Origin of the sequence: Enterococcus caccae ATCC BAA-1240 (genome assembly GCF_000407145.1) — a bacterium.
Taxonomy (GTDB): domain Bacteria; phylum Bacillota; class Bacilli; order Lactobacillales; family Enterococcaceae; genus Enterococcus_L; species Enterococcus_L caccae.
Genome location: NZ_KE136475.1, coordinates 223,186 through 246,043, shown reverse-complemented (window position 1 = coordinate 246,043; position 22,858 = coordinate 223,186). Strand labels below are relative to the sequence as shown.

Here is a 22,858-nt window from a genome sequence, read left to right as displayed (position 1 = left end):
TATCACATTGCTCAGTTTATCGTAATTTCAATTTGGACAATTTCACTTTGTGTACCAATTCTCATCGGTGGTCCCCAAGTACCAACGCCAGAAGAAACAATGACTTGAGGACTATTCTCGTTTTTACGATAATAGCCATAATCCACTGTAAAATAAGCTTTTGTAACGAAACTAAATGGAAAAATCTGTCCATGATGAGTATGGCCCGAAAGAATCAGCTCATTCCCATGTTCATATTCATCAATATTTGAAGGTTGATGATCTAAAATGATTTTCGGTAACGCATTGCCGACTTTTTTGAATTGATCTTGAATACTCTTTCTGTTCCCATCTTGCGAACCAATGGGCCTGCTATCTTTTCTACCAACAACCAGCAGCTCTTCTCCCACTACTGTCATTTCATCTTCAAGTATTGTGATGTTGGACAATTCAACGAGTGTTTTCATTTTTTCAAAAGTTTCTCCTGCATCGTGGTTGCCCCAACACATATAGGTTCCATAAGTAGATACAAGTCGTTCGAATTGTTTCACCATTCTTTGTGGCTCTTGTAGCGCTTTATAGTTTCCGTCAAATAAATCACCCGCAATAAAAACAATATCGGGATGCAGTTGATTGATTTTAGTGATGATTTTTTCTAGTTTCTTCAGATCATTAACATAGCCTAGATGCACATCACTAATTAATACAGCATTTATTTTTTGAGGCTGATTACTGGTATGCTTGTCGATCGTTACTTGGTAATTCTTTGTGTTTATCTGTTGAGCTTGCCATGTGCCATAGCAAAATAATAGAACGATCAACACTATTGAGCTCAACCAAATAACCAAATCAGTTTTTGTTTGAACTGTAGTGATTTTCTTTGTAATGTTTAAACTCAAATCAGTTAATCCCAAAATAACCAATGATAAAAACCACCATGATAGCCAGTAATGTCCCATTTTACCAACCAATCCACCCACATTAGCATCAAATAATACGAACGTAAGTATTGAGGCTAACGCCAAACATCCAATAATGACCCACAAAATTAATGGGTGTTTGAAAGAAGAAACTTGTTCTAGTATAAAAAGAAATTTTCTACCAATGTAAAAATTCCCTAAAAAGAACAGTAGTCCAACAATCAAAAATGCCAACTTATTCATGAATTTCCTCCATTTTTTGACCAACAACTTGACCAAATTTCACGAGTGTTTCAAGATTATTTTCAGTATTTTTCCAAATTTCAGGATCAATCTTCACTTTGTTTTCTTGAAATAATAGAATCACAGTCGAACCGCCAAATTCAAACCATCCTTTTTTTTCAAAACGCTGACAACTACCTGAAGTTTTTTCATTTTTGATTTTTCCAACCATTAACGCACCCACTTCAATTTGTAGAATTTCACCGAAGTTTTTTGTTTCAATTACGGTTATCTCTCTTGTATTTCTAGAAAATACTGGTTGATTATGAACCGCGATTGGTTGTACGGTATGAAAAACACCAGCTATTTTCTGGTGAGCTGAAATCGTTCCCTCATCAATGAAGTAATAGTGATGATAATCATCGGGTGTTAAACGAAAAATGACAGCACAGCCGCCTTGCCATTTTTCTGCAAGACTCGTGCTATCAAGTAACTCTGAAAGAGTATATTCTGACTGTTTGACTTTAAAGGTCTGTTTTTCGTCAATTGAATGCACCGTGACTTTGCCATCACAAGGCGCACTTAAAGAGCATTCTTCATAAACTAATGCACGTGCAGCAGGTTTAATTTCCCGCATAAAAAAGTGATTGAATGAAGTGTAACTCATCGGCACATACTCTCCCATTTGGAGGTTGTTTTTTTTGATAAACCGATTGATCATTCCTTTTGACAACGAGCTATTTAAATAGAAACCAACAACCTTAGTAAGTTGCGGCTGAATAATCCCTTTCAACAAAATCCGGCCTAACGGATTTTTATATAAAAAATTTAATGACCAACTATCATTTTCAGTGATACGTTTTGTTTTAAATTGTTTCTCCATGTATTTACCCCTTTGACAAATTTAACGAACAAAAAATGCAACCACTGCCCCTACAAAAGCCCCAAAAGCTAATTTTCTAGGATCAACTTTTTTGATTTTCATTTTTGAAATAAATAAGAAACCAATAACTAATAATGCTGCCGGATAGACTAATGTAAAGGCTATATGCAATCGTCCTGCAATAAAAAATAACAATGGAATCAAAGCTGCACTACTCGTGACAGGCAATCCTTCATAATATTCACGATAATTGTCGCACTGCTCTTTTCTCTCCATTTCTGTTACATTATAGTGGGCTAACCGAATTAAAGCTGCTAAAATATAAAATACAAATAATGGCAAATAAATTCCTTGTGTCAAACCAGAAGCATAGCCTAAAACTGTCGGAAAAACCCCAAAACTAATCAAATCAGCCAGTGAATCGATTTGAATCCCGTAGCACATTTCACTCTTAGTACGTTCTTTCGTATTCGCAACAAATCCATCAAACATATCACAAATACCTGAAAATACTAAACATAAAATTGCTTCAGCGATGTGCTGAGTCAGTGCTAAATACATACCAATGATGGAAAAAACTGCATTTCCATACGTTAGAATAACTGTGTAATCATAAATACCAATCATACTTTTTGTTCCCCTATCATTTTTTTGTTTAGTATTACTATAGCATTAAAATAGTGCGCTTTGGGAACCTTTTTAAGCTTTTATCCATTTTTCTGCAGAATATATTAGAATTTCCCTTAGAATAGAGTATGCTAAAAAAGCTTTAAAACAACATATCTGAAACAAAATAAAGAATTTAAATAACGATATAAAAAAAGCAGAAGGTCTATTTCATTCCAATCCCATCAAACTCTAAATGAGATAGAGGATAAGAATTTAATGTGACGGAAGTTTAACATAATAGTTGCTTTTCCATCCCTGTCTATTCAAATTTTAAGGGGCTGAGGTATAACTCTTCGAGTTATACCTCAGCCCCTGTTTTATCTAGTTATTTGAACCTATACGATTTTTATCATCGTTGTTTTAAAGTTTCAACTGCTCTTTTTAGTCGTTATATAGATCACGAATCGGTGTCATAATGATGCGGTTTAAATCATTCACGATTAAGCTAAATGCTTGCTCTTTTTGCATCAATTGGTTGATTACCTCTGCTTGTTGAACTTCAGTAGCTAAAGTTTGTGCTTTTTCAGCATCTTCTTCTGAAAATTCTTCACCGCGCATTTGTTTTTCTTGTAAACCTTGTTGGAAGGTTTGGAATTCTTTGAATAACTTATATGCTTCCTCGTCTGCTTTTACTTCAGCATAGGCTTGTTCCAATGCTTTAAATTCATCCATTTCACGGATTTCGCGTTCTACTTGATTGGCTGTATCATAAATATTGCTCATGTAATCTCCCTCGTTTCTATAAATTCTTCTCTTTGATTGTACCATTCTTTGATTCGTTTTCAAACTGATTATTGTCCTGTCAAACCACCGAAGAAGTCTTTCAAACCAGTTTTAGCATTGTCCCAGCCTTCTTTCAGTTTACCGCCGATATCTTTGGCACCTTCTTTGACTTGACCTCCAATTTCTTTAACACTATCTTTCCAAGCATCGTTAGTTCCAGATGGTGCACCCTCTCCAGCCGGCTGGACGATTCCGCCAGTTGCATAAGCATCTGCTACTGTAAATGGTGTTTGCGCAGTATAAGGTAAAATCCCTTGCGTTTGGCTGCTGAAAACGGTGGAAGCATGTGTAGCACTGCTCCCTTGTAGATAATGACTTTCACTTGTTTGCTCGAAACCTAACCACGTTGCAACCACAACATCTGGTGTATACCCTACAACCCATTGATCATTGGTTTTATCTGTATCAAAGTTTGTCTCAGTTGTTCCTGTTTTTCCAGCCATCACATATCCTGCTGGATCAGCATTCATCCCAGTTCCTGAGCTAAAGACACCTAAAAGCATACTTGTCATTTGATCGGCAGTATCTTTTGTGATGATTTGTTTCGTTTTAGCATTCGTATTATCTTCAATAACTGCTCCTGTTGAATCAACGATTTTTGTGATTAAATGTGCCTCTGATTGAACACCGCCATTCGCAAACGCACTGTAAGCATTCGCCATCGACAACGGAGAAACCCCTGTTTTCAAACCACCAAGTGCTAAACCGTAATATTTATCTTCTTTGGCTAACGGAATCCCGAATTTTTCAGTCTTCTCAAAGCCTTTATCCAATCCAATTTTATGCAATGTCCAAACAGCAGGTAAATTCAAACTTTCACCTAAGGCTTGGTACATTGTTACTTCGCCACTATTTGTTCGACTATAGTTTTCAGCGGGGTAATAATCTTGCGGTTTATCTTCCAAAATACTATCGGGTTTCATACCAGATTCTAAAGCAGGTGTATACACCGAAATAGGTTTCAATGATGACCCTGGCGAACGTTTCGTTTGCGTCGCAAAATTAAAGCCTCGGTATACGTGTTCTCCACGACCACCTACAACACCTTGGACACCACCAGTTTTTGGATCAAGGGCAACGGAACCACTTTGAACCATTGCGCCATCTTCGGCATTTGGTGGGAATAAAGCATCATTGGCATACGTTTGTTCCATTGCTTTTTGATAATTTTGGTCTAATGCAGTATAAATTTTGTAGCCTTTATTCAGTAGATCTTCTTCTTTTAATCCATATTTGTTAACAGCTTCATCAATGACGGCATCGAAGTAATATGGGTATCTGTAATCTGAATTTTGGTCAGAATAATTATCGGCTAGTATACTGCCCATATCCACACCCGCTTGCGCATCCGCTTCACCTTGAGATAATTTGCCATTGTCTACCATCAACTGTAAAACCGTATTACGGCGATTCACGGCATTTTCAACATAGTCAATCGGGTTATAGATACCTGGTCCTTTCAGCATACCAACCAAAGTTGCTGCTTCACCGACTGAAAGTTCACTGGCACTAACACCAAAGTATTTATGTGATGCGTCTTCAATTCCCCAAACCCCGTTACCGAAATATGAATTATTCAGATACATCTCTAGAATCTGTTGTTTATCATATTTTTTCTCGATTTCGATTGCTAAGAATAACTCTCTTGCTTTACGGGTCATCGTTTGTTCTTGTGTAAGGTAGGCATTTTTGGCTAGTTGCTGAGTGATCGTACTACCTCCTCCACCGCCACCGATCATGCCAAAACTTAGTTTTCCGACGACTGCTCGGAAAAGCCCTTTGATATCATACCCATGATGTTTTTCAAAGTTTCGATCTTCCGTCGAGATCAACGCATCTTTAACATAAGGCGAAATTTGATCAATGGTGACAAACGTTCCTTTTTGACCAAATAATTTTCCTGCTTCATCGCCATTTTTATCATAAATAACGGTGGATTCTTCCAGACCTTTTTTTAGTGCCCCTACATTTGCTGATTTAGCTAATGTAAATAAGTAAATACTGGCCACTAAAACTACGACCATCCCTAAAAGTAATATGATTTTGTTGATTTGATATTTTTTCCAAATCCGCTTACGCCAGTGATGAAACCGAATAAGATAAGGTTTCATCACTGCCCAAAAGCGTTGAAAACCAGATTTTATTTTTCCCATAATTGTTTTAAAGTCCATAGTGCTCCCTCTTTATAAAAAAGTTTCTAAGCCATTTTAACATAGTTCATTCTATTTATTCATACGGCTTTAGCATGAATAGTGCACATAGAATTTTGTTTTGCCTATTTTAACACGTTTTTCTTTTATTTTTATGTAGAAAAGGTTAAGAATCCATCAAGAAATCACTGGTTTCCATTACTAAACTACCGATTATAATCAGCGGTTCTTATTTTTATTATAAAAAAGTGCTAATTTAAGAAAGATTTAATCATAAAAAATTCATATTTTCCCTTTATTATACAAGTATACCAACAAACAACCCTAACAAAACACTTTTTCATTTTTTAACTCCTTTTTCCCACTCTTCCCCAAAGAGTGGGTCTCTTTTTATTTTGAGAAAATTTTCAAATAAAATAGAAAACAATGAAACTTATACCTAGATGACCGATAAGAAGCGCTCTAATTGTTATTCTAGATTTTTTTGTGCTACACTTTTTTCAGAATGTAACCGCTTAACAAAAAAATAAAAGAGGAGTGTTTTTATGTCTAAGAAATTAACTTTTTTACTTATTCCAATTTTCTTTTTACTAAGTTTCAGCCTATTACCGACTCAATCTAATGCAGCGCAAGTCAATCAAAAAGACCCTATCATGATGGCCTATTATCGCACTTGGCGAGATGTTACCATGCCTCACGATGCAAATTCAACCTTACCTGATCAAAACGTTACTGCGATGACAGATATTCCAGAAGGCGTAGATATTGTTTCCGTTTTCCATTATGTGAATCCTGGGACCGATCAACAGAAATTTTGGGATACATTGAAAGATACTTATGTGCCTACTTTACACGCTAGAGGAACTCGTGTGATTCGTACGATCGATATTAGAGAAGTGTGGAATGTCCCACATGTCGGTACAACACCAACAACGGCGGAATATGACAAATACGCTCAACAGTTGATCGATACTTATCTGACGCCATGGAACTTAGATGGGTTAGATGTTGACATGGAATCTAGTTTGACTGCTAAACAAGAAGAAATGGCTGTCGGGACTTTCAAAGCCTTGTCTAAAAAATTAGGTCCAAATTCCAATACTGGAAAATTATTGATTTATGATACAAATAAAGATAATCATTCTTTATTTAAAAAAACAGCTTCTTACTTTGATTACTTATTCATCCAAGCTTATGGTCGCTTAGCTACTTCCTTAGATACTACATGGAATACGTATAAAACGTCGATCACACCACAACAGTTTCTTCCAGGAATCTCTTTCCCAGAAGAACAAGATCATAATCGTTGGAATGATACTGTGGAACCTTATGAAACAAGCCGAGCTTATGCCTATGCAAAATGGAATCCAAAAGATGGCCAAAAAGGCGGAATGTTTGTTTATGCCATTGATCGAGATGGGAAACAATTTGGCGATGATACAATCACAAAAACCGATTTCAACTGGACAAAACGCTTGATCAATACGATGAATGGGAACTAATTAAGAGGTTTTGTGTGTAACTTAAACACTTCTTTAGATTTTTTTTACAATTTCAGATAACTTAATACACAAAAAATTCATATTTAATTTGTATTATATATGTATACCAACAAACAACCCTAACAAAACACTTTTTCATTTTTAACTCCTTTCCCACTCTTCCCCAAAGAGTGGGTATTTGCTGTGAATCACTACGATTGGCTTTGCCAGAGTAGATGATGAACAGTACTTGGCGAACGCAGGGAGCGAAGTTTCTTTACTCATGAATCACTATGATTGCCATCGTCCGAGTAGATGATGAACAGTACTTGGCGAACGCAGGGAGCGAAGTTTCTTTACTCATGAATCACTATGATTGCCATCGTCCGAGTAGATGATGGACAGTACTTGGCGAACGCAGGGAGCGAAGTTTCTTTACTCATGAATCACTATGATTGCCATCGTCCGAGTAGATGATGAACAGTACTTGGCGAACTCTGAGAGCGACGCTTCTTTACTCATGAATCACTATGATTGCCATCGCCAGAGTAGATGATGAACAGTACTTGGCGAACTCTGAGAGCGACGTTTCTTTACTCATGAATCACTATGATTGCCATCGCCAGAGTAGATGATGGACAGTACTTGGCGAACGCAGGGAGCGAAGTTTCTTTACTCATGAATCACTATGATTGCCATCGCCAGAGTAGATGATGAACAGTACTTATGAATCACTCCACTTCATTTCGATTGCATCAATCTCTAAGCGCTAAAGCCCTAAGAATTGAAGGACTACGACTACCAAAACATTAAACATACCTAAAACTTTCCTTACTTGTAAATTGCTGTGAATCGTGAAAAAATGGAACTCGATAGCAAGTAGTATAGTTTGATGTGAAATATTAATTCCTTCTGCTAGCCCTTCAAAAAAAACACAACCTCATTCTTCCATCTAACTTTAATTCTACTCAACGGCTTGAACTTCTCCTCCTATTTGTTAAACTAAGAAAGAACGCTATTGAAAAGGTGGAAAACAAATGGAATTATCCATACAGTTACCAAAAAAGTTTAAAGAGCAAACTGTTCGAGAATTACTTGAACAAGAATGGTTAGTTCCTCGCAAAGTACGACACTTTTTACGCACTCGAAAAAACATTTCAATCAATGGTGAGACAGCCTTGTTTCATTTCCCTGTAAAAAGTGGTGATATTGTTACTTTACAGTTTGAACCAGAAGATTATCCAACACCAACGATTCTTTTAGGGAACAAGCTTAATATTGAGGTCTTATTTGAAGATGAACATTTGATTATTTTAAATAAACCAATTGGAATGAAAACTCATCCTAACCAACCTGATGAACAAGATACGCTCCTTAATCATTTAGCAGCTTATTTGTCACCTAAAAACCAAATCCCCTATGTGGTCCATCGACTGGATAAAGAAACCAGCGGCGCAATTTTATTTGCTAAAAATCCCTTTGTATTGCCGATTTTAGGACGATTACTGGAAAGCAAACAAATCTATCGGCGTTATCAAGCAGTGGTTTCAGGTAAGCTAAAAGAGTCTTTGACCATTCGTAAAAAAATTGGGCGTGATCGGCATGATCGTCGAAAACGTGTGGTTGATGAACGACGTGGAGATATGGCTGTGACTCATGTTGACGTTGACTCTTATGTGAAAAAATCAAATCAAACAACCGTTTACTGTGTGTTGGAAACGGGTCGGACACATCAGATTCGCGTCCATTTAAAAAGCATTGGACATCCGATCATTGGTGATCCTTTATATCATCCAAATCCTGTTGGGCGTTTGATGCTTCATGCTTATGAGCTGCACCTAGTCCATCCATTTACTGGAGAGACGATTGTGGCGATTGCTGAGCCAAGTTTGTGGTAAGCTAAAAAGCTAGGAGAGAACTTTTTGTTCTGTCCTAGCTTTTATTATTTCTTTAACATATCATGTAATTTAGCTAAATCCAACTGTTTATACCCTTCAAAGAAACCTGCTAATTCTTCTAAAACCTTTTGATTCATTCCAGCCTGATCATTCTCTACTTGCAACACTAACAGTGGTTCATGCAAACTCATACGCAGTAAAAACCAGCCACTACCATACTCATCATAAACATTGACTCGAATTCCTTCATGATTTTCAGGATCGATTTTCATCCCTCGTTGACTTGTAACAAAACCACTTAAATCTCGAATCACTTGTTCACCATAATCACGAACGTGACTGTCTAAAATTTCAAACCGTAATTCTTGAGTTTCTGCTGGTTGTTTTAATGAACTAATCAACTCACCAAGTGTAGAGCCTTCTTTTTTTAATTTAGGCAACAGCATCAGGATTTTAGCAATAACGTAGGCACCATCATCTAAATAATAGTTTTCTTTAAAAGCTGCGTGTCCGCTTGTTTCAATCGCTAATTGTGTATCGATTCCTTCAGCATTGAGTTCGATCATTTTATTGATTACATTACGATAACCAGAAATATAACGCACTTGTTTGCCGCCAAGGGATTCGATAAACTCTTTCAAATGACTTGACGTTGGTGAGTTTGTCACAATGCTGCTACCTGGATATTCAGCCAAAACGATTGTCGCTAAAACAGCAATCAGATTATTTCGGTTGATCACTTCGCCAGAGGCATCTACAACGGCAGAACGATCCACATCTGTATCAAAAATCACACCTAGATCAGCTTTATTTTTCAAGACTGCTTGCTGAATACTTGTCATGGCTTCTTTATTATCTGGATTTGGAATATGATTTGGGAACATGCCGTCAGGTTCTAAAAATTGTGAACCTGTGATAACCGCTCCAAGTTTTGCTAGGACTTTTTCAGCAAAGAAACCGCCAGCGCCGTTTCCCGCATCCACTATAATATGAAAACCAGATAAAGGTTTTGCTTCTGTTGTTTTCATGCCTTTACGAATTTTATTCGTTAAATCAGCGGAATAATCATCTAAAATCGAAGTTTTGGTTACAGAACCTTTTGCTACAAGTGCAGGTTTGTCTGCGTGTTCTAAGATATAGGCAATATCCGCTTTTTCTGCTCCGCCAGATTTCGTGAATAACTTCAATCCATTAAAATAATAAGGCAAATGACTCGCTGTAATCATAATTGCTGCATCACAATCATATTGCGGAAATTGAGTAGCCATAAACATGGCTGGCGTTGTCGCTAAACTAAAATCTAACACTGCAACATTTTGCTCAACGAAACTGTCGATCAACGCTTGTTTTAATCTATCTGCTGATATACGACTATCATGACCGATACCGATTGTTAATGTTCCTGATTGATGTTTTTCAGCTAAGTTTTTCTCATCACGAAGCCAATGAACCATTCCTACTGCAATTTTCCCGACTTGCGCTGGGGTTAAGTTCGCGATTTTCTCCTCATGATCTACTGCTATCCCTCTTATATCTGACCCGTTTTGTAACGCTTTCAAATCCATGTAACCAAATCTCCCTTCATTTTTTGATTGGTTCTGCTTAATCCATCATCGCTTCAAAACGTTCAACAACAGCGATCGCGTCATCTTCTGAGCGAGCAATGATAATGATTGTATCAACTCCTGCAACAGTCCCTGCAATTTCTTCATAACTGACTTCATCTAAAAAATTAGTAACGACATCTGCTGCACCCATATCTGTGTGAACAATCACCATAAATTGAACACGTTCCATCCGAATCACTGAATCTTTCACGGATTCTTTTAACTTTTCTTCACTGCTGGATGCTTGTTGTTGAGAGAATAAAACATACTTCACGCGACCATCTGAGCCGTGGGTTTTCACGATGCTCATCTCGCGTACATCTCTTGAAACAGTGGCTTGGGTTGCTTTAACGCCAGATTGTTCAAGACGTGCAATCAGATCATCTTGGGTTTCTATTTCATTTTCTGTGATTAGTTGCTTGATCAACCGTTGTCGGTCTGCTTTTTTCATGGTTAGCTACACTTCCTGTTTTGGTTATTTTCTTTATTATAGCGAAAGTCGAGAAAAATTGCATTTCTTTTTGGTAAAAATTACTTTATTTATGAAAAAATAAGAAAATCGTTCACTACAACTTAACTTTACAGCATTCACTTTCCGATTCGTTGACTATTGTGGAAAATAAATTTCTTTTTGGTTTCTGTACTCACTTGGAGACATCCCCATCTCCTTTTTAAACACTTTACTAAAATAATTTCCCGTTGAAAACCCAACTTTTTTTGCCACTTGGCCAATTGCTTCTTCTTCCCATAACAAAGACAGAGACTGAATGATTCGTACTTGCTTTAAATAGTTAATAGGTGATGATTTGTAGACTTCTTCAAACTGACGAATTAATGTATACTTTGACATCATGTATTTTTCAGATAGGAAATCTAAGCTTATATCTTCAAAATAATGGGTATCAATATATTTTTTTACTGCCTGAATTCCATCTGTTTTTTGTTGAATTTCTTTCTGGATTGTTTCCTTAATATCCAAAAAAAGAGCAAATGCCACTTTAGCATTTTGTACCGCACTCAACTCACGATCTTTTAAATCAATCACAACGCTTTTAAGCCTTTCAAGCAAATCCATTGATACTTCTATAACAGAAATCGATGTATCCAACCATTGCGTCATTATAGCTGAAAATTCGATAAATAAAAAACGCCACTCCTCACCAAAATAGCGATAATTGCCAGGTATTTTAGCAAAAAAAGCGTTGTTTTCCCTGAGAGAAATTTTTCTCCCGCCCATTTCTAAGAAACCTTCACCTGTTAACGTCACCTGCAAAACAATCAGCTGTTCTTTTCGAATACGAGCATCCCAATTATAAGTACTACTGCCCTCACCTATACCAACTCCACGAATGATCGGTAAATGTTGATCATCCGTATAATGGAATTTCCGAAAAAAATTCTGCAATTTATTACCCTCCTTGAAATTATTTCGTCTTGTCGATTCCTATTGTACTCGATACTATGTATATAATAAACGGAAAGGAATGATTGACATGACTATCTCTTTCGATAACAAACAAAATGTTTTCCATCTAAGCAACAATACAATCAGTTATATTATAGGTGTCGAAAAAGGAAAATATCTTACCCATAGATATTTTGGTCCTTATTTAAGCAGTTATCATCAAGTCAACCAGTTACAACATATCGATCGCGGTTTTGCTACAAATCCGATCAGTGAAGAACGAACATTTTCTTTAAACACATTGCCTCTTGAAACGAGCACACAAGGAAGTTTGGATTATCGGGTGGGTAATTATCAATTTCGAAATTCAGATGGTTTTCGAATCACGGATTTTGTGTATGATCGTTTTGAAATTTTACAAGGGAAGTCTCCTTTAAAAGAGTTACCTTCATTACGAGGAGAAACACAGCAGACGTTAGAAATCTACCTTATCGATCCTGTCCAATCTCTTGAAATGGTTCTACGGTATACAATTTATGACGATCTCCCAATTATTACGCGCAATGTTGAGTATCGAAATAATGGAGTACAGCCTATTTATTTGGAAAATCCAGGCTCTATGTTGTTAGACTTGCCACGTTCTGATTTTGATCTATTAACACTTAATGGTTCACATACCAATGAAGCAACGATTCATCGGCAGCCACTTCATCCAGGTGTCCAAAAAATAAGCTCGACCAGAGGAACGAGTAGTCCGCAACACCATCCGTTTTTAGGACTTGCCGACCGCTATACAAATGAAGATCAAGGACATGTTTACGGATTTCATTTTATTTACAGCGGGAATTTTGTTGCCCAAGCCGAGGTAGAACAATATGGAAGTACACGTATTCAGATGGGAATCAATCCCGAAACTTTCGAGTGGAAATTGATGCCTGAATCTAGTTTTCAAACACCAGAAGTCGTGCTAAATTTTAGTGAGCAGGGATTTAACCAACTGTCTCAAACATTTCACAAACTGTACCAAACGTATTTAATACCTGAATATTGGCAAGAACAGGAGCGACCAATTCTACTTAATTCATGGGAAGGAAATTATTTTGACTTTACTGAAGAGGACTTAATTAACCAAGCAAAACAGGCACATGATTTAGGGATTGAATTATTTGTTTTAGATGATGGCTGGTTTGGTCAACGAGAAGATGATACTACGTCTTTAGGCGATTGGTTTGTCAATAAAACCAAACTGCCCAATGGCATTGAACATTTTGCAGATATCCTACATCAACAGAATATGAAATTTGGTTTATGGTTTGAACCAGAAATGATTTCTGTGAAAAGTCGTTTATTTGAAGTGCATCCTGAGTGGAGTTTACAAGTACCTGACTATCCTCAAACCCAAGGAAGACAACAACTTGTTTTAAATTTAAGTTTACCCCAAGTTCAAGATTATCTTATTCAGGTATTAAGCGATTATCTTTCTTCAAATAAAATCGATTATGTAAAATGGGATATGAATCGACACTTGACTGAAGTTGGCAGTTTTATTTTACCGAATGATCAACAAAAAGAAGTGAGTCATCGATATGTTTTAGGACTGTATCATATTTTATCTGAAATAACAAAACAATTTCCACACGTATTATTTGAAAATTGTTCGAGCGGAGGTGGACGATTTGATCCTGGGATGGTCGCCTATATGCCTCAAACATGGACAAGTGACAATACGGATGCATTATGTCGGACACAAATCCAATACGGATACAGCTATCTTTATCCACCTATTATGATGGGGGCACATGTTTCAGATATTCCCAACCATCAATTAGGCCGAAATACACCATTAGAAAGCCGATTCCTAATTGCAATGAGTGGGAATTTCGGCTACGAACTAGCCATAGAAAAACAGTCTCCCGAAGTATTAGCAGAAATAAAAGATCAAATTACTTTTTATAAAAAACATCGGAGATTATTGCAATTTGGGCAATTCTATCGAATCAAAGAATTTGATTCCACTTATGCTACAGCTTGGTTATTTAAAAATGAAACAGAGGCATTACTTGTTTACTCCAATGGTCTTGCTGAGCCCGCTCAACCTGTGCAATATGTAAAGACAAACTATTTAGACGCATCTGCACAGTACAAAGACACGGAAACGGGAAACATATACAGCGGTAGTGAATTAAATCATGCCGGACTACTGGTTCCAAGAATAAAAGGCGATTTCCAATGCTTTTACAAACATTGGGCTGTGCTTGAAGAACTAACTAAATAGTCTCTACAATACATTTTCAGAATCAAAACAGCCCAGAAAAATAGGTCAACGTCTACAATAATGTTTTTTACTATCCTTGCAGACATTGACCCTTTTTTCTGAGCTATATACTTTTTCTCTCTTGCTTATTTTAGAGATACTGCATACGCTTCATAAGCTAGCAGTTCGTCTGTAATCTCTTTTTCATAATTATGGATGAGCGTTTCTTTTATCACTCGTGTTTTTCCTAATGCAAAATGTGCTGGCAGATCAGAGAAATTGACGACAACGAGTACTCTTTCACCTTGATACTCGCGAATATAGGCTAAAACTGTTGCATCATTCGTTGGAATATTTTCAAATGTTCCTTCTATAATAATCGGCATTTCTTTACGCAACTGAATCAGTTTTTGATACGTATAAAATAAAGAGTTTGGATCATTTAAGGCTGCTTCCACATTGATTTCATTTGAATTTCCTACTGGAAGCCAAGGAAGCCCTTTTGTGAAACCTGCTTGTTCAGAATTATCCCACTGCATCGGGTGACGTGCATTATCCCGTCCTTTCGCATTGATTGACGCTATGATCTCTTCTTCCGTATAACCAGAATTGATACGTTCATCATACATTCTGCGACTTTCTATATCATCAACCTCGTCAATTGTCTGGATCGGATAATTGATCATGCCGATTTCTTCTCCCTGATAAATATAAGGTGTTCCTTGAAGAAAGTAAAGGTAGATGGCTAGCATTTTCCCACTAATCACTCGATACTTCTCATCATCGCCCCAACGAGAGATAATCCGAGGTAAATCATGATTATTCCAGAACAGCGAGTTCCACCCTTTCCCCGCTAATTCTGTTTGCCATTTAGAAAACACTTGATGCAATTCTTTAGGATCTAATTTTTTGATATCCCATTTTCTTTTGCCTGTTTGTTTATCTAAATTGATGTGTTCAAATTGAAAAACCATTGATAACTCTTCTCGGCTCTCATCAGAATAAAGCTGAGCGATTTCTGGCGTTGCGCCCCACGTTTCACCGACTGTAACTAAGTCATAGTCTCCAAATGTGTTTCGATTCATTTCTTGTAAAAGTTCATGAAGCTTTGGTCCGTTTTTAGTAATCAACTGATCTGGTTCTTTTCCTATCAAATCAATAACGTCTAAACGAAAACCGCCAACGCCTTTTTCAATCCAATAATTCATCATACGATAAATTTCTTGACGCATCACAGGATTTTCCCAATTCAAATCAGGCTGTTCTTTCGCATGTAAATGAAAATAATATTCCCCGAGCGTCGGGACAAAAGTCCACGCAGAACCACCAAAATTTGATTGAAGTTCATTTGGTTTTTCACTTTCGTTTCCTTTTCTCCAGATATAAAAATCATGATATTCACTTGCAGGATTTTGCAGTGCGGACTGAAACCACGGATGTTCTGATGACGTATGATTCACGACCAGATCCATAATAATCTTGATATTTCTTTTTTGTGCTTCAGCAATCAGATTATCCATATCTTCCATGGTGCCATACTCTGAGCCAATTGCTTCATAATCACTGATATCGTAGCCATTATCTTCATTGGGTGATTGATAAACAGGACTGAGCCAAATCGCCTCTATTCCTAGTAAGGCCAGATAATCTAAACGCTGGATAATCCCTTTTATGTCCCCAATACCATCAGCGTTTGTATCTTGAAAACTGCGTGGATAAATTTGATAGATCGTGGCTTTCTTCCACCAATTAGTTTTCATAATGTGCACTTACCGCCAATAGATCTTGGCCTCCATCCACTTTTTGTAGATTGATTGCTTCGACAGCCGCATAGGCATCCGTATTTGTAATAATCATCATTACGGTGCTATCTAAACCAGCTTGTTTAAGCTTCTCTAAATCAACTGCCCCTAAAATATCTCCTTTTTTTACTAATTCACCGTATTTTCTAGTGGTTTCAAAGCCTTCGCCTTTTAATCCAACTGTGTCGATTCCGATATGGATCAATACCTCTGCACCATTCGTTGTTCTAAGTCCATACGCATGTTTCGAATCATATACAACGGTTAATTCTCCAGCAGCAGGTGCATAAATAGTACCTTCTTCTGGAATCACTGCAATCCCTTTTCCCATCATTTCTTGTGCAAATACAGGATCATTTAATTTTTTTAGTGAAATAGGGGTACCACTTACGGGCGATGCTAATACCTCATCTTGAACAGCCGCTACACCTGCTTCAGGATCTTCATTGATTTCAACGGCAACTTCTCCAGCTGCTTCATCATCACCTACAAAAACCTCCATATGACGTTTTCCGTATGCATACGTTGTCACGAATCCTACACAGATACTGATAACGATACCGATCATGAAATAGGAAATTGATTTTGGTGCGATTGAAATAAATCCGATCACACTTGCTGGTCCCATCGCTACTGAAAGTACATGGAAAGCACCGATAAATAAACAGGCTACAGCTGAGGCAATCATGCCACAAATAAATGGAAATTTAAGTTTTAAATTGACTCCGAAAATCGCTGGTTCAGTAATACCTAACATAGCAGAAATACTTGCTGACGTTGCTAAGCTTTTTTGTTTTTTATTTTTCGTTAATAACATGATGGCAAGCGTTGCTGCCCCTTGCCCTACATTGGCCATAGAAGCGACTGGAAAAATAAATGATCCGCCAGTTCGTGCTACGTCTGCTAACAGTGTCGTTTCAATGGCTGGGAAACTTTGATGCAATCCCGTGATAACTATCGGTGAGTAAAATAGACCGAAGACACCTAAGCCGACTGCTCCTGTTGTATCATACAACCAAACAAGCCCATTCGTCAGACCATCTGATACAATTCTCATCATTGGACCCACAACAATAAATGTTAAAAAACCAGTAATAATAATGGCTAGCATTGGTGTAAATGTAAAATCAAACGCGTTGGGAATACGTTTGTGGAAAAATTTTTCTAAAGACGCTAAAATCCACGAAACCGCTAATACAGGCAGTACAGAACCTTGATAGCCGGCTTGCGCAACATCCATTCCGAAAATATGCCAATAAGGCATACTTCCATCTGCGATCGCATTTGCCACACCATAGCCATTAACTAAATCAGGCATCACCATCGCCATCGCCATTGCAGCACCCAAATAAGGATTTCCACCAAAGCGCTTCGTAGCAGAAAAGCCGACCAAGATAGGTAGGAAAGCGAATGGTGCGGAAGCGAGTAGATTGATGATACTCGCAAAGTCTTTTACATTCGGAAATAGTTCTACGACCGATTGAGGACCAAATAAATCCTGAGCAGTCAAGACATTGTTTAATGCCATTAATAGTCCACCCGCGACTAATGCCGGGACAATCGGAACAAAAATATCAGATAATACCTTAATAAATGCCATAATAGGATTATTTTTTTTACCATTTGATGCAACAGCTTTTAGGTCAGCGGTAGACGCTTCTTTCACATTGGTGATTTTTATAAGTTCATCGTATACATTATTTACATCGCCAGCACCTATGATAATTTGGAATTGGTCGTTGGCTTCAAACGTTCCTTTCACAGCGTCGTTATTATCTAAAGCTTTCTGATCCACTTTACTTGAATCCTTTAGAACAAGCCTTAAACGTGTTGCGCAATGTGCGGCAGCCTGAATATTGTCTTTCCCGAGTGCTTCATTGATTTCCTTTGCTACTTTTTTGTAATCCATCTTCTTTCCCCCTAATTGTCATTTAAGCGCTACTGAAATAGAAGAAACTATCTTGTGTTTCAAAAATGTAATCGCTTTTTCACATACAAAGTATGCCACGATTCCAATGGATTGTCAAACGTTTATCAAATTAAACAAACAGACTAAAAGAGACTTATATTAACAAACGAATACATTGTTATACGTTTGACATTTAAACACTAAATAGTTACACTATATGTGAGAATACGCTTACGAGGAGAATATATATGTCCGAAAAAAAAGTTTGGTCTAGAGAAGAACGTTATCAGCCCTATGAAAAATGGGAACCAGAATATCTTGCCTCACTAAAACAGAAAATAGACACGTCAATCTGGCGTTTAGGCTATCATATTCAACCTGCTACAGGTTTATTAAACGACCCAAATGGTTTTTCTTTTTTCAATAATCAGTGGCATGTTTTTTATCAATCTTATCCGATGGGCCCCGTTCACGGTATAAAATCTTGGTATCACATGACCTCTGATAATTTGATTGATTGGAAAGAAGAGGGAACAAAAGTATTCCCAGATAGCTTATACGACAGCCATGGCGTTTATTCAGGAACTGCTCTGCCGATGTCTGATCAGTTATTTCTTGCTTATACAGGTAACGTTCGTGATAGTGATTGGACTCGCCATTCGTATCAATTAGGTGCCTGGATGGATCAATCAGGTAGCATAAAAAAAATCGAAGAGCCGCTGATCGCTGCACCTCCAGCTGGTTATACGTCTGAATTCAGAGACCCTCAAGTCTTTCGTTATAAATCTGGCTATCTAATGACGATCGGAGCGCAAGATGAAGCAGAAAAAGGCAAAATTCTAACCTATCAAAGTTCTGACTTACTTTCTTGGCAATGTGTAGGTGAACTAGGGTTTACTGATAAGGACATGGGATTTATGATCGAATGCCCCAATTTACTTTTAACGGATGAATTCGCTCTGCTTATTTTTTGTCCACAAGGGTTAGATTCTGATGTTTGCCCTTATCAAAATATCTATCCAAATATGTATGTCATTGGCGACTCTTATCAGCTTGAATCAAACCGCTTAACAAACCCTTCTAGCTTGAAAAACTTAGATGAAGGTTTTGACGTTTACGCTACACAAGCATTTAAAGCACCCGACGAGCGCTTATTATCGATCAGCTGGATTGGATTGCCGGAAATTGATTATCCCACTGACCAAGAAGAATGGGCACATTGTTTGAGCATCGTGAAGGAATTGATTGTAGAGGATAAAAAATTATATCAACGTCCTGTTGCAGAGATGAAACAACTACGTATAGACGAAGGAATACATTTTGATAACAGCAAGGATTCTTTTCATGAGACTGCAACAAATCATTATGAATTAGCTCTATCATTTGATTCTCTTGCCACCGGAACCCTTACCTTATATGCAGATAAAGAACAGAATCAAGGATTAACGATTCATTTTGATTCCCAACGTGGTAAAATGACAATAGACCGCAGTCATGCTGGTGTTCCTTTTGGAGAAGATTATGGCGTTGTACGATCATTTTCTATCGAACAAAAACCATTGAATGTACAAATATTTGTCGATTCTTCTGTTGTTGAACTCTTCATCAACGATGGTGAAAAAGTAGCAACCATGCGAGCATTCCCAGAAACAGGTCACACAGGATTTCATTTAACATGTGACGGAGATTATCAAGGACAATTTTGGCAACTGCGGAAAACTAACCAATAAAGGATGGAATTGTATGGTCGTCAAATTAACAGATGTAGCAAAAAAAGCTGGTGTCTCTCCTACGACTGTTTCCCGTGTTATTAATAATTACGGCTCATTAAGCAAAAAAACAATCGATAAGGTAAATCAGGCGATGAAAGAGCTTAATTATCAACCAAACTCGTTAGCTCGTTCGCTGCAAGGAAAACACACACAATTAATCGGGCTTATTTTCCCAACTGTTGCGAATCCATTTTTTGGAGAGTTGGTGGAAAGAATCGAACAAAAACTCTTTGATTTGGGGTATCGCGTCATTTTGTGTGATAGTGCCAATAATAAGGAAAAAGAACGTCATTATATAAATATGCTTGCTGCAAATAAAGTTGATGGTATTATTGCTGGTGCGCACAACTTAGGGATCACAGAATATGAGGATGTTGAACTTCCAATTGTTTCTTTTGACCGCTTTTTAGGGAATACTATTCCTATTATCGGCAGTGATAATTTCCAAGGCGGGTATTTAGCGACTGAGACCTTATACGTTAGAGGAGCCAGAAAAATTGCGATCCTGACAGGTTCACACGAGTCGAACTCCCCAACAAATTTTCGTTTAAACGGGTATTTAAACTTTTTAGAAGAACATGAATTGACCCCTAAAATTTTTCATATTCAAACGACGGCTCGCTCAACAACGCTAAAAAACTTAGAGATCAAGCATATTTTGGAGACTGAAGACATTGACAGTTTATTTTGTACAGATGATCTAACTGCTATCCTTGCCTATAATCAATGCCAGCAATTAAAGATAAATGTTCCTGAACAGCTCAAGATCATTGGCTATGATGGGACAAAATTTGTTCAGAACTATTTTCCCCAATTATCGACGATTGCTCAACCGATGGCTGATTATGCGGATATTTTAGTTGATCTTTTATTGCAGAGGATACAAAATCCTGAAAAAAAATTGGAGAAACATTATCTGTTGCCTGTAAAATTAATTCAGGGGCAGACAACTTGATGGTTTGGGTTGAAGGGGGTTTCTTTTATGTGTTTTGATAAGGTTTTTAATAAAATTAAAGAGCATCAAGTCTGTTTTTCTATTAACAGACTTGATGCTCTTTTTGTATACTTTCATTTCAATCCCTATCACCGTCTCAATTTTCTACTTCACCTGAAGGGTACTCCCCTTAATTTCATACTACTATTTAGTAAAAACTATATTATAAAACCCGAATGAAGAACCACTGTCAGCCAATGATAGTTTTAAAGTCTTTACATTAGTGATGTCGTATTCATAGTGTTGTGAAGTGATATCCGCACGGATATTTTCTTGATGTTTTTTCTCTCCATTGAATTCAATTTTCATTTTACCATTTTCTAAAGAACTAGTGGATTCATCAATTCGACCGACATCAAACTCGACTTTCGTAAATTTGTTATTTGTATTTAATAAGGCAATACGTTCGCTCCAACTATATTCCTTAAATATAAAGCCATCTGCGATCGTTTCTCCTCCAACATGATACTCTTCATCCACATCTTTAAGTGATGTATAATTTTCTCCACCATATAAAATACTGTACTGTTCAGATATCTTTTGTTTTGTAATCTTCTGATCAGACTTTTTCCCGATGTAAATAGTCTTATCTTCCTCATTGTAACTTATTTCTTGTTCAACAAAATTTTTCAATACATCCTCATTAAAGTATAATATATCGTTAACGTCCGCAACTACATTGTTTCCAGCTTCCATTGCCAATCCATCCACTACTAAAGACACCTTAGTTAACTCAGCATAATTTTTCTCTTCTAAAACCTTATTTTTCTTAGAAAGTTTAGTTTGTTCTTGGGTCTGGTTAGCTATTGTCGATTTTAATTCGTTATTATCTTTTTTCAATTTGTCGATTTCTGATATTTTATCCTCATATTCTGGAAAAAAAACAGGTACTTTTTCTTCTGGAACTAAATACGGTAGTGCAGTAATAAAAATACCAACATATGCCACAATTAACGGTGAAAATTCCTTTATTAGATCTGATTTAGTTTGTTCGTGCTGATTTTTCTTTCTTGTGTTTAATCTCCAAAATAAGAACATTGAAATAAAAATCAAAAGTAATATAATTCCTAAAAAAACGACTAAAAAAGTGCTCAATTTATAACTCCCCTTTTTTTTGATAAAATCTTTTCTTATTATACCAAAAATAAACAAAAAGTTATACATTATTACCTAAACATATATTTATAAAGTCTTTAAATAAAAATATTCACACAAACTTACATTCCCCCATTGACTCTCCACTCCACTTAAATTAAAATGGAATGAGATAGAACGAAAAAAATCTAGCTAAACGAACTTCGTTCAGCTAGACAAAATAAAAAGGCACTCTGCAGGAAGATTGGTCGTCATCCCACAGAGCCTTATACAATCAGACGGACTGAATGTACAAGTTGCCCTTAGTCAATTTTCATTGACTGTTTTTATTTTACTCAATATTTCATGAAATTACTAGTGTTTTTTCTGATGTTCTGAGTTTAACGACAAAAACAGGTCAATGCTTCTTAATTGTACTTAGCGCGGTATTGGCAGGTGTCCAATACCGTTTTTTTTCGTTCTATTTTACGGTTGCGCAACTCTTTTTTTAGATTTGAACAATCGTTTTCGAGGAAGTTACCGCAAATCTAACTTCTCTCACCATGCATCACCTGCTGTAATGATCTGTCGATTTTGTGCTAACTTTTGACGGAGCAGGCCTTTTTTATGACAGATCATTGCAGCCATGATACTAACGAGGAAACAGCCGACACCTCAAGATATTAAGCGGTCACTTAGTATTTTGAAGCCAAAAACAATCAGCACAAACTGATAAATCAAGTTGCCTAGGTCAATAATGCGTATAGTTAAGAAAGAATGCTATCTACCAGAATCCGTAGCATTCGATCAGAAGAACATTCTCCACGGCTGACTGTGTGCTCGTTACTATTTTGTAAAATATTTAATACACTATCGATACAATCTTTGATATACTATAACTAGTTGAATAACGGCTGAAGCTCTGAAAAAGGAGTTGATGCCATAAAGATATGTCTTTATCGCTTTTGTCCTGCTTTAATGCATTGGAAAAGCGGTCCTTGAAAGATTTGTTAAAAGATATCGCTTCGAAAATAGTCGTCACGCTTGTGGCATACT

General features: G+C 36.9%; 16 protein-coding genes. 5 read left to right on the top strand and 11 right to left on the bottom strand.

Features of this window, described 5'->3' with window-relative positions; all coding sequences use genetic code 11:
• Positions 1-11: 11 nt before the first annotated feature.
• The 5 genes from I580_RS13905 to I580_RS13885 all read right to left on the bottom strand — a co-directional run bounded on the left by I580_RS13905 (position 12) and on the right by I580_RS13885 (position 5,627).
• Complete coding sequence (locus I580_RS13905; RefSeq protein ID WP_010772150.1) at positions 12-1,142, bottom strand: metallophosphoesterase; 1,131 nt, start codon at positions 1,140-1,142, stop codon at positions 12-14.
• The gene (locus tag I580_RS13900) at positions 1,135-2,004 is read right to left on the bottom strand and encodes a phosphatidylserine decarboxylase (protein ID WP_010772149.1); all 870 of its coding nucleotides are present in this window, start codon (positions 2,002-2,004) and stop codon (positions 1,135-1,137) included. The genes I580_RS13905 and I580_RS13900 overlap by 8 nt, the downstream gene beginning before the upstream one ends.
• Positions 2,005-2,025: 21 nt before the next feature.
• Positions 2,026-2,631, bottom strand: coding sequence for a CDP-alcohol phosphatidyltransferase family protein (locus I580_RS13895; protein ID WP_010772148.1), 606 nt, complete (start codon positions 2,629-2,631; stop codon positions 2,026-2,028).
• Between the two features lie 423 nt (positions 2,632-3,054).
• Positions 3,055-3,396, bottom strand: a complete 342-nt coding sequence (locus tag I580_RS13890) for a YlbF/YmcA family competence regulator (RefSeq protein ID WP_010772147.1) — start codon at positions 3,394-3,396, stop codon at positions 3,055-3,057.
• Positions 3,397-3,464: 68 nt separating this feature from the next.
• Positions 3,465-5,627, bottom strand: a complete 2,163-nt coding sequence (locus I580_RS13885) for a PBP1A family penicillin-binding protein (RefSeq protein ID WP_010772146.1) — start codon at positions 5,625-5,627, stop codon at positions 3,465-3,467.
• A gap of 524 nt (positions 5,628-6,151) precedes the next feature.
• On the opposite strand from I580_RS13885, the gene I580_RS13880 reads away from it, so the two are divergent.
• Together I580_RS13880 and I580_RS13875 are read left to right on the top strand one after the other, a co-directional pair.
• A complete protein-coding gene (locus I580_RS13880; protein ID WP_010772145.1) occupies positions 6,152-7,108 on the top strand; it encodes an endo-beta-N-acetylglucosaminidase family protein in 957 nt (318 codons plus the stop codon).
• Between the two features lie 1,016 nt (positions 7,109-8,124).
• Positions 8,125-8,985, top strand: a complete 861-nt coding sequence (locus I580_RS13875; RefSeq protein WP_010772144.1) for an RluA family pseudouridine synthase — start codon at positions 8,125-8,127, stop codon at positions 8,983-8,985.
• A 44-nt stretch (positions 8,986-9,029) separates the two neighbouring features.
• On the opposite strand, the gene I580_RS13870 is transcribed toward I580_RS13875, so the two are convergent.
• The 3 genes from I580_RS13870 to I580_RS13860 all read right to left on the bottom strand — a co-directional run bounded on the left by I580_RS13870 (position 9,030) and on the right by I580_RS13860 (position 11,997).
• Entirely contained in the window at positions 9,030-10,550 is a 1,521-nt protein-coding gene (locus I580_RS13870) for a phosphohexomutase domain-containing protein (RefSeq protein WP_010772143.1), read from the bottom strand.
• A 37-nt stretch (positions 10,551-10,587) separates the two neighbouring features.
• Positions 10,588-11,043, bottom strand: a complete 456-nt coding sequence (gene argR, locus I580_RS13865) for an arginine repressor (protein WP_010772142.1) — start codon at positions 11,041-11,043, stop codon at positions 10,588-10,590.
• Positions 11,044-11,199: 156 nt separating this feature from the next.
• Entirely contained in the window at positions 11,200-11,997 is a 798-nt protein-coding gene (locus tag I580_RS13860) for a helix-turn-helix domain-containing protein (RefSeq protein WP_010772141.1), read from the bottom strand.
• A gap of 88 nt (positions 11,998-12,085) precedes the next feature.
• Here I580_RS13860 and I580_RS13855 point away from each other — a divergent pair, with 88 nt between their 5' ends.
• Complete coding sequence (locus I580_RS13855) at positions 12,086-14,272, top strand: alpha-galactosidase (RefSeq protein WP_010772140.1); 2,187 nt, start codon at positions 12,086-12,088, stop codon at positions 14,270-14,272.
• A 125-nt stretch (positions 14,273-14,397) separates the two neighbouring features.
• Here the strand turns inward: I580_RS13855 and I580_RS13850 are convergent, their stop codons facing one another.
• Positions 14,398-16,011: a glycoside hydrolase family 13 protein gene (locus tag I580_RS13850; protein WP_010772139.1), complete on the bottom strand. Its 1,614-nt coding sequence runs from the start codon at positions 16,009-16,011 to the stop codon at positions 14,398-14,400.
• Positions 16,001-17,962 (bottom strand): sucrose-specific PTS transporter subunit IIBC, encoded by a 1,962-nt coding sequence (locus I580_RS13845; RefSeq protein WP_010772138.1) that lies wholly within the window; start codon positions 17,960-17,962, stop codon positions 16,001-16,003. Before I580_RS13845 ends, I580_RS13850 begins: the two co-directional genes overlap by 11 nt.
• 248 nt (positions 17,963-18,210) lie before the next feature.
• Here I580_RS13845 and I580_RS13840 point away from each other — a divergent pair, with 248 nt between their 5' ends.
• Both I580_RS13840 and I580_RS13835 read left to right on the top strand, forming a co-directional pair.
• Positions 18,211-19,692, top strand: a complete 1,482-nt coding sequence (locus I580_RS13840) for a sucrose-6-phosphate hydrolase (RefSeq protein WP_010772137.1) — start codon at positions 18,211-18,213, stop codon at positions 19,690-19,692.
• A gap of 13 nt (positions 19,693-19,705) precedes the next feature.
• Complete coding sequence (locus I580_RS13835; RefSeq protein ID WP_010772136.1) at positions 19,706-20,689, top strand: LacI family DNA-binding transcriptional regulator; 984 nt, start codon at positions 19,706-19,708, stop codon at positions 20,687-20,689.
• 183 nt (positions 20,690-20,872) lie between these two features.
• On the opposite strand, the gene I580_RS13825 is transcribed toward I580_RS13835, so the two are convergent.
• Positions 20,873-21,823, bottom strand: coding sequence for a hypothetical protein (locus I580_RS13825; RefSeq protein ID WP_034860297.1), 951 nt, complete (start codon positions 21,821-21,823; stop codon positions 20,873-20,875).
• Positions 21,824-22,858: the final 1,035 nt, after the last annotated feature.